Here is a 14,778-nt window from a genome sequence, read left to right on the forward strand (position 1 = left end):
CGCCATGATCCCGACTCTTTCATAACATGTAGGGATGGCCCGCCTAGCGTTCTCGGTTCATAGTACGGTGGGGAGATTCGAAGCGTGACGGGTGTTGACACAATGTTTGCCGTATGTGGGCAACATCTCCGAGAAAGGAGGCGCGCGATGGAAAGGTCGGACACCAATGCTGTGGGGCAAGCCATAAAAGCGTATTTACAGGCACACGGTCTGTCCTTGCGGAAATTTGCCACAATGACAGAGATTCATGTGTCCACGCTGTCCCGACTGGTGAACGGCAAACGCCGGGCGACTGCGCAACAAATGCGCAAATTAGCTCCTTATGTGGCGATTCCAAAGGAAGAAGACGGCCATGATGGAGAGTCATGGCAACGTCTTCAAGAATTTTTTGCAGTGGTGTCACCGGATATGGAGGTTAGTCAGTGGAATCATCTGAACGCGCATATCAAAGAGATTTTGGATACGTATGAAACATTTGCCCGCACTATAGAGGGTGACAACATGATCCGAACGGAATTTCCCAAAAAAATGGCGCAAGTCGCGGGAATTGGGCCCTTGGTATCAGAAATGGAACGGTGGTTTGCCAACTATCAGACGTTGCCGTGGGCTGCCCCAGAGCGCACGGTGATGGCCAGTGGCCTTTTGTACTTTATTTTGTCAACCGATGCCATTCCGGATTACATGTTTCCCATTGGATACCTCGATGATGCGTTAGCGATTCATTTGGTCATGCAACGGTTGCAACAAATGGCCATAACTCATCCATCAAGCGATTCTCCCTAGTGGTAAAAGCAGCTGATGGTTTGTGCGCAGGGATTTCGTAACCTAGACGCGATAGGTCTTTAGGGGGTTTTGCCAGCCTTGAGCAAAGCGGTCGTGACGCCTGCGGCCACCGCTTCGGCGATGGTTTGTTGACTCTGCGCAGTTAAGCCGGCAATATGTGGCGTGAGCCAGACATTGGGCAAGGTCGCGAGTGGATCCGGAACGGAAGGCGGTTCGTGCTCGCGCACGTCGAGAATGGCGCCGACTAATTGGTTCTGGGTTAGTCGGCGCCACAACGCCTGTTCATCAACGAGTTCACCCCGGGCTGTATTGATAATGAGCGCATCAGGACGCATGAGGTTTAAGGTTTGCGGATTTATCATGTGAAAGGTTTGGGTATTCAAGGGGACATGCAAGGTGATGTGGTCGGATTCGGCATAGAGGTTTTCTAGTGACGTACTGCGCCATGTTTGTGGAATCATTTGGGTTTTGGTCGGATCGTGGACTTTGACCCTTATGTGCAATGCCTGGGCACGCTGGGCCACGGCTTGTCCTGTGGCTCCAAATCCGACAATGCCTAATGTTGTTGCCTTAACTTCGTTTCCCTTCATATCGCGTTTCCAGTGGCCCTCTTTTGTGTGGCGTGCTAAGGTCATGAGGTGGCGACGAAAAATAATCAGCGAGCCTAACACGTACTCGGCCACCGCCGTGGCATTGGCGCCGTAGGGAACGATGACCGCTATGCCGCGTTGGCGTAAGGCCTCTATGTCTAAATTGTTTAACCCCACCCCTAAACGGCCCACTGCCAGGATGTGGGGGCCATGGCGTAATAACTCGGCGTCGACGGCCGTGTGGTTGCGGACAATCAAAGCATCGGCGGTGGCGACTCGTTCCAGCAATTCGGCCCGGCGTTGATACAAGTCGGGATCATAGTACACGGGGAACGAGCGCAACAGCTCGAGGCCTACAGGGTGGATGACTTCCGATATCACGATCATCTTTTCACACCTCCAGTGTAAGCTTACGAGAGGAAGGGGTTAAAAATGCGTGATTGTCTGTGCCCATGCTCATCTTATAATGAAAAGCCAACTCCTTCGCAGATAAAGTGGGAACCGACTTGTGTGACGCGGGTAATGGACGCATTGGGCAAAGAAAACTGATGAAGGTCTGCCAGGCTCCGATTTTGCAAATAACAAATTAAAGTTTTGAGGGCAAGATGGTGAGAGACGATAATTAGTTGCGAATAGGCTTGCAGATACTCTTCAAACGCCCCGATCATACGACGTTGGACTTCGCGCAAACTTTCTCCACCCGGAAAACGAAATTCATGGGGTGCGCGTTGATAGGGCTTCCACAGAGTGCTTTCTTGCACCAACACCTTCGGAATGCCAGACCATTCCCCTACGTCTGCCTCGCGCAGACGGGCATCGGGCTGAACTTTTTGCGTCGGCAGGGCCAAAGCGTGGGCGGTGTCGAGCGCCCGGGATAAATCACTCGTTACAATTACACAGGAGGGGAGAACACCGCGTAGCGCAGCGGCTTGGCGCATGCCTTGGGTAGACAAAGGCGCATTATACCAACCCTGTAATGTGTGTTCCCGATTGAGCGTACTTTCCGCATGACGAATCAGATAATAATCCATAAAAATGAGCTCCTTGGAATTTTTATTCACAAGACTATCATGCGCAAGGGGAATCGACAATCAAATTGAAGAGTAGAAGATTCTGGCACAAGGTCAGACCTTATGCCGAAAATCTCCTACGGGTTAGCAGTTCGCTTAGAACATCTAGTCACGACCAGCCGTTAAAAACTTTCGCATGCGCTCCAAGGCTTTTTCAATATGACCGACCGACGTGGCGTACGAACAGCGGACAAAGCCTTCTCCTTGGTCACCAAAGACATTGCCAGGGACCACGGCGACTTGGCCGTGGATGAGCAACGACTCGGCAAATTGTTCCGATGTGAGCCCTGTTCCGCGAATGTCAGGAAACACGTAAAACGCCCCTTGGGGAAGCGGACAGAGGAGTCCTAGTTCGTTGAGACCTTTGGTGATGAGGCGCCTGCGGGCATCGTATTCGGCTACCATCGTAGTTACATCGCCTCGGCCGCGGTTAAGAGCTTCAATGCCCGCAACTTGGGCCGCAACGGGGGCGCACAAAATTGTATATTGATGAATGGTGAGCATCGCATGCAAAATGTACTCGGGGGCTGCGGCATAGCCCAGGCGCCATCCTGTCATGGCATAGGCTTTGGACATGCCGCCAATGAGGACGGTGCGTTCTTGCATGCCTGGCAAAGACGGAAATGATGTATGCGGGTGATCATAGGTGAGTTCCGCGTAAATTTCGTCGACAATCGCGAAAAGGTCGGCCTCTTTAAGCACCTGGGCGATTGGCTCGAGCTGAGCGCGGGTCAGCACGGCCCCAGTGGGATTGTTGGGATTGCATAGGATAATGGCTTTCGTGCGAGAGTTTAGACGGGCACGGATGTCATTGGCATCAAGCTGAAATCCATTTTCGGGTCGTAGCGGAACGGTTACGGGCGTGGCGCCTGTCAAATGCACTAAAGGCCGATATGATACGTAGGCGGGTTCCGCAATCAAGACTTCATCACCAGGGCCTGCTAGGACCCGAATGGCCAGGTCGATTGCTTCGCTGCCGCCGACCGTAACTAAGATTTCATTCTCGGGCTGATATATGGTGCCAAAGCTTTCAAGATAGCGAGAAATCGCCGATCGGAGTTCAAACAACCCGGCGTTGGCGGTATAGGCAGTCATGCCTCGTTCTAGGGCATGTAGGCCCGATTCGCGAATATGCCAGGGAGTAACAAAGTCTGGTTCGCCGACGCCGAGCGATATGACGTCTTTCATTGTGCTGGCCAAATCAAAAAACCGCCGAATGCCTGATGGAGGCAAGGACGCGGCAAGCGGGGCCAAACGGTCTTTCAAGGTGGTCACGGGCTAATCACCAGCCGCTGTTCGTTGTCATCGTCGTCAAGAACCACCCCGTCGACTTTATAGGTTTTGAGAACGAAATGCGTCGTCGTCGATTGTACGTGTTCAATGGTGGCCAACCGTTCGGAAACAAAGCGAGACACTTCTTGAATGCGTTGACCCTCGACAATGACGAGCAGGTCATAACTGCCTGATACGAGGGTGACATCTTTGACTTCAGGATATTGATAGATGCGGCGGGCGACGGCGTCAAAGCCGACTTCGCGTTGTGGAGTGACTTTTACCTCAATAATTCCCCGTACGCGGTCGCGTTCAATGCGGTCCCAGTTAATGACAGCATTATACCCGCGGATGATTCCGGAATTTTCTAGTTCAGCGATTGTGGCTTCCACATCTGCGGGATCCACATCCATCATGGCCGCTAGGGTGTGAACGGACAGCTTGGCGTCGTTGTGAAGATGGACTAGCAACTCATGGCGTTGTGTGGGTGACATACGAGACCTCCAATCAATGGCTCTTTCTTCGCATTCTATTGGACGGCTAGATGGCAGTTGTGTCAAGTCTAAAATGGACGAGAACAAGCGGATCAATGTGCCATGATGCAGATGAGGACTGTTGGGGGAAGGGTTCTGCGGACGCGTATTGGCGTCCGCAGAATAGGCCTTACGATGTGATGAGTTCTGAACTGGGTTTCCCCTGACCAATTTGGGGTGTAGCGAATAAGGCGGCTAAAGTCGCCCCGATGTCGCCCAAAGTCATACGTGGGCTACCGACATAGGGCGTCAGAGACGGCCCATAGCAAAGCCATGGGAGCGCTTCGCGGGTATGATCGGTCCCGCGGTAGGTGGGGTCACAGCCATGGTCAGCCGTAATCCATAGCTGGTCACCGGGTTCCAAAAGGGCCCACAATTTCGGCAAGAAGTTGTCAAGTTCTTTCAGTGCCTGTGCATAGCCTGCCACATCACGGCGATGCCCGTAATGTGAGTCAAATTCAACAAGGTTGGTAAAAATAAATCCCGACTGTCTATCAGGCCATTCCGCTAAGGCCGCAGCAGTCTTTTCTAGACCATCTTGATTGCTAATGGTTGGCACTTTTACATCAAATCCTCGGCCAGAAAAAATGTCGCCGATTTTTCCGACCGCAATAGTTCGAACGCCTGCTTCTTGCAATGCATCCACTTGAGTGGCCGAAGTTGGGGACACACTGAAATCATGCCGGTGCGCTGTACGGACAAACTGCCCTGGGATGCCTATAAAGGGACGGGCAATAATGCGTCCGACAAGCCACGGGCCTTGCATAATGTCGCGAGCGCTTTGACACCATGTGTATAACTGGGACAATGGTACGATGTCTTCATGGGCGGCGATTTGCAAGACGCTATCGGCTGAGGTGTAAACAATCGGCCAACCATTAGCCATATGCTGTTCCCCTAAACGTGCAATGATTTCTGTTCCCGAAGCCACTTCATTGCCTAAAACAGGACGCCCGAACGCCGAGCTCAGTTTGTCAATAATGGCTGCGTCGAAGCCATGAGGAAACGTGCGAAAGGGGATGGTGACCGTAAGTCCCATCATTTCCCAGTGGCCAGCTAAAGTGTCTTTGCCTGCGGCTTTGGGATAAACCGGATAGGCCACCCCTTGCAGAGGGACCGCTGGGGTTCCTGGCAGGGTTACGAGCGCGGACAATCCCATGGCCGCCAAGTGAGGCAATGACAATGAGGGCACAGCTTGGGCGGTATGACCGATGGTATTGGCTCCCCCATCGCCAAAGGCTTCGCTGTCGGGGGCTGTGCCTATTCCTCCCGAATCAATAACCAATAATACGATGCGCATAGTATCCGTTGGCGAATGTCGTGTTCGCCTTCTCCTTTCTTCTTAAACGCCGTCCTAGATTTAGGCACTGGCGATGCGGTCTAAAATTAATGCGGGTGCGGGTATCTGTGACGCGCTCCATGAGAAGGCTTGTTGAACGCCAGCGATGGCGTTTTCGGCAGCCAATGGGGTGCGTGCGTAGATGCGCGCAACCAGTTCGCCTTGGTCAAAATGCTGGCCTATTTTGGCAAAGCATTCTAATCCTACACCAAAGTCGACTTGCTCTCCTAGTTCGTGGCGACCGGCACCGAGTTCCAAGGCGACCTCGCCTAGCGCTTGGGTTTGAATCGACGAAATCCACCCGGGATTCAGAGCACGCACCTCTGCTGTAACGGGCGCAAGGGGTAGGGGTTGCTCGATGCTTTGCGGATCACCGCCTTGGGCTTGAATCCAACGAACAAAGACCTCCCAGGCTTTACCACTATCTAAGGCTTGGCTGGCACGAGCGTGGGCCGTGTCGGCATCCGTGCCATTGACGGACTGATCGAGAGCTGCTGCGAGAGCGATGACGAGAGTCCGCAAATCTGAAGGTCCTTGCCCTTTAAGACAGGCTACGGCTTCATTGACTTCAATAGCATTGCCCACTGCCCAGCCAAGCGGTTCGTTCATCGTTGTTAGAATCGCGGTGACATGACGTTGATGAAACGCGCCAATTTTCACCATGAGTTGGGCTAGTTCACGGGCACGGTCTAACGTCGTCATGAAAGCTCCGTTTCCGACTTTTACGTCTAAGACCATGTGTCTGGTACCGCTGGCCAACTTTTTCGACATGATAGACGAGGCGATGAGTGGGATGGAATCGACCGTGGCAGTCACATCACGCAACGCATATAGTCTCTTATCGGCTGGGGCTAAGCTGGATGACTGCGCCACCACCGCCACCCCAATTTTCTCGACTTGGGCCCGAATGGTGTCGGGTGGCAAGTCTACGCGAAATCCGGGGATGCTCTCCAGCTTGTCGAGCGTGCCTCCGGTATGGCCCAGACCTCGGCCTGACATTTTGGCAATGGGTAGGCCCAAACTGGCGACTAAAGGGGCGAGAACAAGGGTCGTTTTGTCGCCGACGCCTCCCGTAGAATGTTTGTCCACTAACCCCAACGGTTCAGGAATCGGCCCGCCCGACTCTGCCATGGCTCCTGTCAATTCAAAGGTTTCTCGGTCGGTCAACCCCTTAAGGTAGGCCGCCATAAGCCAAGCTGAGAGCTGGTAATCGGGCCAATCGCCATTGACTACGCCAGCAATCAGCGCTTGAATCTCTTCTCGGCTTAAAGCGATCCCATCCCGAGTTTTTGCAATGAGCTGCGGCATAATATCGTGTGCCATTCGCAACACTCTCCTTGATTAGTTTGCCCTAGGCCGTTCCTGTTACGAAACGGGCATGGCCTCCAAAATGGTGCGGGTCTGGCTCGCGCCAATTCGGTCAGCACCCGCTGCGATCATCGCCAAGGCCTCATCGGCCGTATGAATACCGCCAGCGGCCTTTACTCCGGTATTGCGTCCCACCACTTGGCGCATGAGTAAAACATCGGACACGTTAGCGCCAGAGGGGCCAAAACCGGTGGAGGTTTTCACAAAATCGGCCCCTGCAGCCACACAGAGAAGACATGAGAGAATAATCTCGTCGCGGCTAAGCAATGCATTTTCAAGGATGACCTTAAGGCGATTGGGCGCTGGAGTTGCCTCGCGGACCGCTTCAATGTCGTCGAGCACACCCCGCCATTGCTGGCTTTTTACTAAACCGATGCTAATGACCATATCAATTTCGTTGGCTCCATGGTCAATACACCACGCGGCCTCTTGAGCTTTGACCCGAGAAGCGGTCGCGCCCAGGGGGAAACCGGCAACCGCTGCCAAATCTACCAAGGAGGCCAGATGGGTCCGCGCCAGTGGGATATAGAGAGGATTAATGCAGACCGCCGTGTGGATAATTGCTAACGCCACACCCAATGCTGCGGCTAGCCCCCAGACGGGAATGTGAGGTCCTAACAACGCGACGTTCCAGTTGCCGGTGGCTTGCTGGGCATCCATTCCCACAATTCCCATGAGCAATACGGCTAGCATGATGCCAATAGAGGGGGCTAAAAAGTACCGAGCATTGCCGGTGTTGGAGGACTTGGGTACACAAAAACGGGACACGGTAGACAATTTGTAGGTCCATGCCAAGATCGAGAAGCTTACCACGGTGGAAATGGCCGTACCCCATTGCATCGCGGTGGTGGCATGCGGCGTCGTGATGTGGAAGTGGGTAAAGAGGTACCAAGTCAAGGCACCATAACATAAGAGTAAAAGCACCGACGTGTAACGGTAGAAATATTCTAACCACTTCATGCCAAATAACACCAAAATCACTTGTGCTGCCCCAATCACCCAAAACCAAAAGGAACCGGTGGCGTGGAAGATGGCATTAAGGACTTCGCCAGCCACGGCGGTGTTGAGACCAAACCAGCCCATGTTGACAAAGGTGAACAGCACGGCGAAGAGAAAGGCGCCTACGCGACCATAGGTTTTCCGTGCCACAATGAGACCGGTTAAGGGGACTTCACGGCCCATTTCCGAAAACAACCCAGCAGGAATAAAGCTGATGAGCCAGCTGACGAGAATCGCCAAAATCATGTCGGTCATGCCGAAATGAAATAATAGTAAACCAATGAGCGGGGTCATTGCGGAGGCTGAGGCCATTAACCACACAATCATCAATTTTCCAGACGTCATCGTTCTTTCGGCATCGGGTACGGGCAACACCCCAACTGTTTCAATTTCATTCAAGGTTTTTTGAAAGAGTCCGTTATTGGGGCTATCCGCGGGGTTTTTCACGTCGTCTCCTCCGTTCGCTGAGATTATTTCACGCTCGTGCCGAGCGTGGATGGACTAATGTATCAAGTATTGCGTAAGCCACATACCGCAAAAAATTCCGACAATGCCTAATACTCCCGACAACGTTGGCGGAGCGGGGAGTGGTAAATGCAACAAGGTGAACACGGCGCCGACGACTATGCCGACGCCAAATGACATGAGCACCGTCATCATCTGACCCACCGGCCTTTCACAACAAAACCCGTAAGAACAATGCCATTAAGCTCTATTTATCTGAAAATAACACCAAGAGCGTCTTGAATGATGTCTGACGTCTGCTGTGATTGTACCCTATTGCAGCCAAAATACAAGAGTGTCCATACGGATGGACGAAAAGACGTTGTTGATTTATGAAAGGCGGGAAAATACAATACAACTTGAGGTCTGACATCTGACCGGGAGGTGATTAACCATGCAGCCCAATCGTCTACCATTGCCCAGGCAAGTGGAGGCGCGAATCAAAGAGCGCATTATTTCTGGAGAGTGCCGAGCTGGGGAACAATTGCCCAGTGAGGAGGAGCTCGCTCATGAATATGGAGTCAGCCGTGCGACCGTAAGGGAAGCGGTATCTTCGCTGGCGCTGCAGGGATATCTCATTAAGCGGCGCGGTGTTGGGACTTTTGTTGGCCAGCCGGACGCCATTTCGGGCGGTTTGGAATCGCTCATCAGTATTACTGAGTGGATTCGCCAAAGCGGCCGGGAGCCAGGGACAACCTTTGTTGAAATTGACCGGAGGCCGCCGACAGCCCATGAACGGGAGCTATTCGCTCCGTGGAAGACAGAAGAAGTGGCAGAAATCCATCGGGTACGAACCGCTAGTCAAATTCCGGTCTTATATTGTATCGATGTCATTCCGGGTGAATTTGCACCGACTAAAGGTTCTGAGCTCGACGAGTCGCTTCTTACGTTTTTAGAAAAGCGCTGGGGCCAGGTCATCATTTTTGCGCAAACAGAAATTGACGTCGTTATGGCGTCTAAGCCCATGGCAGATCATTTAAAGGTGCCGCGTGCTACGCCGTTGTTATGTTTGCGACAAGCGCATTATAATCAACACTCGACTGTATTGTTATGGTCTCAAGACCATTTTTTACCGGGACATTTCCGCTTTGATGTGCGGCGTCACCGGCAATAGGGGTTTTATGGTAAAGGGCCACAATCAGGGTAAAAAGTGGAGTCATGGTTCACACTAAGTGTTCAAGGAGGGAAGTACGATGACGCAGCCGCCAGTTACAGGGGAAGAACATTGGACACGAACCGATACGTGGTCATTTTGGGCCTTTGGATTAGGTATGTTGCTTGAAGCGTATATTTTTGGTATGGCGACGATTGCGACGGGCTGGACCCATATGCCCCCAGATCTTCGGTCGTTGCTGTTATCATGGGCACCGCTATGGCTTATTATCGGAATTGCGGTTGCAGGCCCCTTGTCGGACCGGGTCGGTCGTAAGAATACGTTCTATTTGACGATGAGTCTTTATGGGATTGGAGCTATCGGAATTGTTTTTAGTTATTCCTATGTGTTGATCTTGTTATTTTTAGCGGTGCTGCTGTTTGCGGCGGGCGGCGAGATGAATACGATCATGGCGGCTTCGCACGAAATGATGCCGACTAAACATCGTGGTAAGACTATGATGATGGAACTCAACTTTATCAACTTGGGCGGCTTTTTACTGGCCTTGGTTGCGTTGATGAGTGCGTATAACTCGGTGAGCTTCCAGCGGGGCATGATTGCGATTACGATTTTAGTGGTCTTATTTGTGCTGTTTTTGGCGCGAAACCGGACTCCCGAGTCCATTCGGTGGTTGGAACAACGTGGTTTGACAGAACGCGCGAAGGCGGAAGCTGCCAAATATTACGGTGAAGATGAATATCAAGTGCGCCAAAACCTTTTGCGCAGAGAACAAGATCAACACGCGGCACCGAAAACGTCAATGGGTGTTCGGTTTTATGCGACGACGGCCACGGCGTTTGCGGGCAGTGCAGGGTTCGGATTAATGACATATGTGCTGGGGCCTAGCTACTTCAAAAACGATACCGCTCTGATTTTATTGGTGGCGACCGGCGTGGGCTTTTTCTCGGGTTTTTTGGGATTGTTGGCTGACCGATGGAGCCGGAAAACCATGTTGCTATGGGGCTATGGAGGCACATTTCTGGTCACCTTGATTATTTACTTGTCGGTGGATGCGTGGACGAAAACCGCGGCGTTATTCTGGTTGCTGTTGGTGGTCCTGAACTTCTTTGTCAATATTGGATACTTAACCGAAGACACTTTAAAAGGCGAAGTATGGCCCACCAAGAAGCGTGGGACGTATACAGCTATTGTACGATTTGTTAGCATTGGTCTTTATATTGTCACCATCTACATGAGTCAGAACTATGACCTGCACCAGTATATGCTGTTTAATCTGGTGGTGTGGGCTATTGGTTTAAGCGGCGCGCTGTTGTGGGTTTGGAAAGGCAATGAGACCGGGCGCGGCGTCAGTTTGGAAACCGCATCAGGCGAAGAATAAGATAAGGGCACAGCAGCCCGTAAAAGGGCTGCTGTGCCGCTTTAGGCGCGTCCGGGCGCTCCACTGATATAAATCACTTGACCCGTTACAAAACTGGCATCATCACTGCACAAAAACGCGACGACATTGGCAATATCGCGCGGCGTGCCAACGCGGCGCAACGGAATTTGAGCGGCGCGCTCGGCCTTCCATTCCTCAGGGTCCTTATGCAACCGAAAGGCGGTATCTCTGGTCATGTCGGTATCGACAAAGCCAGGGGCTACGGCATTGACATTAATGTTGAAGGGCCCGAGTTCAATGGCCAAGGTGCGGGTCATGCCAATGAGTCCCGCCTTGGCAGCCGCGTAATTGACCTGGCCCCGGTTGCCAAGCGCTGAGGTTGAAGATGTAAAAACAATTTTCCCCCACTTCTCTTGCACCATATAACGTTGCACCGCGCGTGTGCAGTTAAAAGATCCCGTCAAATGGCTATTGACGACGGACCACCATTCCTCGTCGGTCATTCGAAAAATGAGATTATCGCGGGTGATGCCCGCGTTATTAACGAGGATCGTAATGTAGCGGGGGTCCCGGGTTTCGCGCATGTCGCGAATCGTTACCATGGCGTGCACGGTGTCACCAAAAAATATGGGGGCTGAGAACTTCCATTGGTCAATGCCCAGCAGCGCGACAGCAGTGCCATCAAAAATATTAAGCCGGGCAATGAGGCCCAAAACGATGCTGAGCCCCAGCATGCCATGCGCGACCGGTTTTCCAAAACGCTGATGTTTGGCAAACTCAAAGTCGGTGTGTAAGGGGTTAAAATCGCCCGATAACTGTGCGAAATGCATCACATCGCTCTCCGTGATGGTGCGGGCGGGCGTGTTCCACTGGGCTCCGACTTGAAAATCTTCATAATACCATCCCATCTAGTGTCGCTCCTTATTGGGGCGCTCAGCGCCTGCTGTGTCCATCCGGTATACTGTGCCGCGGAAAACGGCGATTAAGTCGCGGCGGCTATTCATAATGCGCACGCTGTAGACGGCGATTTTTCGTTTGCGCACGAGTTCTTCGCAGTGGGCGTACAGCACATCATCTGTATTAGCGGCCCGGGTAAAGGTCATGGAGGTATCTAGCGCGACGGCGGGTATGCCGTCGCGGTTGCTGGCGCGGGCAAACACGGCGTCCGCGAGGGCAAATATCACACCTCCATGAGCGGTGCCGTGTTGATTTAAATGCTGTTCGGTGACCCTTAGGCGTCCGCTGACAAAGCCGTCTTCTTCCTCATCTATGATAATCCCAAGAGTCTCGCTAAATATGTCTCTTGCGGCCATCTTGCTCCCTCCTGACCGTCTTTCTCAAGGCGCATATCCTCCGCAATAACTACATCGATCGGGTGATATGACGCACAAAATATGGCAATACCGCACTGAGCTAGTGAATGGCGATGTCTACGAATATGGACCGTCCATCCGCAAAGCCTTGAGCCCCGTGGTTTCTGGCAATACGTGTTGTATCGGCCGCAAATCCTCAAATAATAGAATATCAAAGAATTGTTGACCAATACTGACGAACATTATATCATGGTGCAAGCAAGCGATTGCTTTGTTTAAAAAGATCTCACTCTTTGGGTGTGGCGGGTTCCTACCAAAAGGAGGGGCAAAAAGCGGTGGATGAGGCGCAAAAAACGGCGGAATTTATGGCGCGGATTGAGAACGGTGAGAAAATCGAAGCAAACGATTGGATGCCCGAGGAATATCGTAATCTGTTAATCAAACAAATTCATATGCATGGGGTCAGCGAAATCATGGGAGCCTATCCCGAAAAGGAATGGGTGCCGAAGGCTCCATCGATACGGCGCAAGCTGGCGCTCAATGCCAAGGTTCAAGACGAAATCGGGCATGGTCAAATGCTTTTGAGACTCGCAGAAGATTTAAGCCGACCGTATGGCCGTGGCCGCGAGGCATTGATGGAGGACTTGCTGAACGGGCACGTGAAATTTCACAATGTGTTTCATATGCCGGCGCCCACATGGGCTGATGCAGGGGTTATTGGTTTTTTGGTCGATGGAGGAGCCATTATTACCCAAGCGGCCTTGCTCGAGAGTTCTTATGCCCCGTATGCGCGCATGCTCAAGCGCATCGTCGCCGAGGAAAGCTTTCACATGCAGTATGGTGAATCGGTGGTTCTGGCGTTGGCCGAAGGCACGACCCGCCAGCGAGAAATGCTACAAGGCGCCATTGATCGGTGGTGGGAACCGATGATGTTCTTTTTTGGGCCGCGGCAAATGGGACAAACGGAGCCCGATTGGGTCCGGGACACCGAAATGGTCCGGAATAATTCGGGGCCGCAGTCTCAAGCCCGCCTGCATTTGCGTCGGCAAGCGCATAGCGAACAACGCTGGGTACGAGAGGCTGTGATGCATGCCACGGCTCTGGCGACCGTATAAAGGGCTCAGACGGGTGACGAGCGAGGGGGGACGGAAGTGGCATTAAATGCAGCGGAGTACCGCGTGTATGAGGTGTTTGTGCAACGCGATGCGAGTCAATTTCATGTGAATGTGGGGAGTCTGCGGGCTGTCAACTCCGAAATGGCCTTACAAATGGCGCGGGAAACTTTTTTTCGGCGGGAAGAACCTTGCGAGGTATGGGTCGTGCCCCAAGACTGCATTGTAGCAAGTCCTCGTGACTCGGCCTATTTACCGGTTCACACCATGGATAAGCAATATCGGTTACCGGCTGGCTATGACAATGCGCCCCGGTGGAAGCGGTTCAAAGCCAAAGCAATGACTATCGAGGAAGTAGCGGAAGAAATGGCTACGCACAAACAGGGAGGAGCGTGATGACCTAGGTGGAATCTCAAGACGTGCCACATTGGATAGCGCTTTTACAGCCGATCGCGGATGATGAGTGGATTATTGCACACCGGGGCTCAGAATGGCTCGGTTTGGCTCCCGATTTGGAAGAGGATTTGGCTTTTAGCTCCATTAATCAGGACAAAATGGGCCATGCTCAATACTATTATGCGCTATTGGAAGAACTAGGCGAGAAAACTCCCGAGGACATGGTGTACGGACGCTCCAAGGAGCAGTGGCGGCATGCCGTCGTGCTGGAAACGGCTCATGGCGATTGGGCCAGACTTGTGGCTTTGCGGTATTTTTACGAAGTCTTCGATGCCCTGCGCCTTGAACGGTTGAGTACGGCGTCCTGGCAGCCTTTGCAAGATGGCGTGCGTAAGATTCGGCGCGAAGAAGCCTATCATCTGCAACACTTTACCACATGGTTTGAGATGTTGGCGACCGGAACCGAGGAGTCGCGCCATCGGCTGCGTGAGGCTATTGCCGACCTTTGGTCGCTTTTAGGGGGTCTGTTTTTGTGGGGCCCTTCGGAGCACTTTTTGACTGCCATTGGGTTAGACAGCCTACGAGGCTCGGAGTTACAGCGGTCGTGGGAAACTCACGTGGCGGAAAAGATGCGGTCTATGGACTTGCCATGGCCAGGAGCGCTTTCGAGTCCGGTGCTCGACGGCCGTCTTGGCGAGCATAGCCCCGACATGCATGATCTTTTGCAGGTGATGACGGAGGTTCGGCGCAGTGAGCCCGCTGCGCACTGGTAACTCGCATACGGAGGCAGGCGATTGCCGACGTCGTGGAGTAGCGACGAGAGCATTGTTGACGTGGGGGTCAAATCGGTGACGACGGGCTCTATGTCGGTAAGGTGATGTGGACCTAAGCGTACGAGCAGTTATTGGTAACAGTCCCTGTCCGGCCCTCTTTTATTGTCTTGATTGTTCACAACCTTTCGAGCAGATGAAAATGTGTTGAAATAGTCAGCGCCTGATGACAATGGG

At 52.7% G+C, this 14,778-nt stretch carries 17 protein-coding genes; 7 read left to right on the forward strand and 10 right to left on the reverse strand.

Features of this window, described 5'->3' with window-relative positions:
- The first annotated feature begins 147 nt into the window (after positions 1-147).
- Positions 148-783 carry a DUF1232 domain-containing protein gene (locus ORD20_RS15370; protein ID WP_158246198.1) on the forward strand — a complete coding sequence of 212 codons (636 nt, stop codon included), beginning with the start codon at positions 148-150 and terminating at the stop codon, positions 781-783.
- A 59-nt stretch (positions 784-842) separates the two neighbouring features.
- Here ORD20_RS15370 and ORD20_RS15375 read toward each other — a convergent pair whose 3' ends face one another.
- The 8 genes from ORD20_RS15375 to ORD20_RS15410 form a co-directional block, all read right to left on the reverse strand.
- A complete protein-coding gene (locus ORD20_RS15375; protein WP_103374810.1) occupies positions 843-1,760 on the reverse strand; it encodes a hydroxyacid dehydrogenase in 918 nt (305 codons plus the stop codon).
- A gap of 74 nt (positions 1,761-1,834) precedes the next feature.
- Entirely contained in the window at positions 1,835-2,404 is a 570-nt protein-coding gene (locus tag ORD20_RS15380) for a histidine phosphatase family protein (protein WP_103374809.1), read from the reverse strand.
- Positions 2,405-2,548: 144 nt separating this feature from the next.
- A complete protein-coding gene (locus ORD20_RS15385; protein WP_103374808.1) occupies positions 2,549-3,718 on the reverse strand; it encodes an aminotransferase class I/II-fold pyridoxal phosphate-dependent enzyme in 1,170 nt (389 codons plus the stop codon).
- Positions 3,715-4,209 (reverse strand): Lrp/AsnC family transcriptional regulator, encoded by a 495-nt coding sequence (locus tag ORD20_RS15390; RefSeq protein WP_103374807.1) that lies wholly within the window; start codon positions 4,207-4,209, stop codon positions 3,715-3,717. The genes ORD20_RS15385 and ORD20_RS15390 overlap by 4 nt, the downstream gene beginning before the upstream one ends.
- 169 nt (positions 4,210-4,378) lie before the next feature.
- On the reverse strand, positions 4,379-5,548 hold the full coding sequence (locus tag ORD20_RS15395; RefSeq protein ID WP_103374806.1) for a phosphopentomutase: 1,170 nt from the start codon (positions 5,546-5,548) through the stop codon (positions 4,379-4,381).
- A 60-nt stretch (positions 5,549-5,608) separates the two neighbouring features.
- Complete coding sequence (locus ORD20_RS15400) at positions 5,609-6,910, reverse strand: thymidine phosphorylase (RefSeq protein ID WP_242968339.1); 1,302 nt, start codon at positions 6,908-6,910, stop codon at positions 5,609-5,611.
- A 42-nt stretch (positions 6,911-6,952) separates the two neighbouring features.
- The gene (deoC, locus tag ORD20_RS15405) at positions 6,953-8,401 is read right to left on the reverse strand and encodes a deoxyribose-phosphate aldolase (RefSeq protein ID WP_430626332.1); all 1,449 of its coding nucleotides are present in this window, start codon (positions 8,399-8,401) and stop codon (positions 6,953-6,955) included.
- Between the two features lie 54 nt (positions 8,402-8,455).
- Positions 8,456-8,614, reverse strand: a complete 159-nt coding sequence (locus tag ORD20_RS15410) for a DUF1427 family protein (RefSeq protein WP_103374804.1) — start codon at positions 8,612-8,614, stop codon at positions 8,456-8,458.
- 238 nt (positions 8,615-8,852) lie between these two features.
- On the opposite strand from ORD20_RS15410, the gene ORD20_RS15415 reads away from it, so the two are divergent.
- Both ORD20_RS15415 and ORD20_RS15420 read left to right on the forward strand, forming a co-directional pair.
- Positions 8,853-9,572, forward strand: coding sequence for a GntR family transcriptional regulator (locus ORD20_RS15415; RefSeq protein ID WP_103374803.1), 720 nt, complete (start codon positions 8,853-8,855; stop codon positions 9,570-9,572).
- A gap of 79 nt (positions 9,573-9,651) precedes the next feature.
- Entirely contained in the window at positions 9,652-10,950 is a 1,299-nt protein-coding gene (locus tag ORD20_RS15420; RefSeq protein WP_103374802.1) for an MFS transporter, read from the forward strand.
- Between the two features lie 41 nt (positions 10,951-10,991).
- Here the strand turns inward: ORD20_RS15420 and ORD20_RS15425 are convergent, their stop codons facing one another.
- Both ORD20_RS15425 and ORD20_RS15430 read right to left on the reverse strand, forming a co-directional pair.
- Positions 10,992-11,858 (reverse strand): SDR family oxidoreductase, encoded by an 867-nt coding sequence (locus tag ORD20_RS15425; protein ID WP_430626333.1) that lies wholly within the window; start codon positions 11,856-11,858, stop codon positions 10,992-10,994.
- Positions 11,859-12,263 carry a hotdog fold thioesterase gene (locus ORD20_RS15430; RefSeq protein WP_103374799.1) on the reverse strand — a complete coding sequence of 135 codons (405 nt, stop codon included), beginning with the start codon at positions 12,261-12,263 and terminating at the stop codon, positions 11,859-11,861.
- A 335-nt stretch (positions 12,264-12,598) separates the two neighbouring features.
- On the opposite strand from ORD20_RS15430, the gene paaA reads away from it, so the two are divergent.
- The 4 genes from paaA (at position 12,599) to ORD20_RS15450 (ending at position 14,752) form a co-directional block, all read left to right on the forward strand.
- On the forward strand, positions 12,599-13,378 hold the full coding sequence (gene paaA / locus ORD20_RS15435) for a 1,2-phenylacetyl-CoA epoxidase subunit PaaA (protein ID WP_430626334.1): 780 nt from the start codon (positions 12,599-12,601) through the stop codon (positions 13,376-13,378).
- A gap of 36 nt (positions 13,379-13,414) precedes the next feature.
- Positions 13,415-13,771 (forward strand): phenylacetic acid degradation protein, encoded by a 357-nt coding sequence (locus tag ORD20_RS15440; protein WP_103374798.1) that lies wholly within the window; start codon positions 13,415-13,417, stop codon positions 13,769-13,771.
- Between the two features lie 23 nt (positions 13,772-13,794).
- Entirely contained in the window at positions 13,795-14,544 is a 750-nt protein-coding gene (gene paaC / locus ORD20_RS15445; protein WP_242968335.1) for a 1,2-phenylacetyl-CoA epoxidase subunit PaaC, read from the forward strand.
- A 106-nt stretch (positions 14,545-14,650) separates the two neighbouring features.
- Positions 14,651-14,752 (forward strand): hypothetical protein, encoded by a 102-nt coding sequence (locus ORD20_RS15450; protein ID WP_430626335.1) that lies wholly within the window; start codon positions 14,651-14,653, stop codon positions 14,750-14,752.
- Positions 14,753-14,778: the final 26 nt, after the last annotated feature.

The organism is Sulfobacillus thermotolerans (genome assembly GCF_039623705.1).
In the GTDB taxonomy this organism is placed as follows: Bacteria; Bacillota; Sulfobacillia; order Sulfobacillales; family Sulfobacillaceae; genus Sulfobacillus; species Sulfobacillus thermotolerans.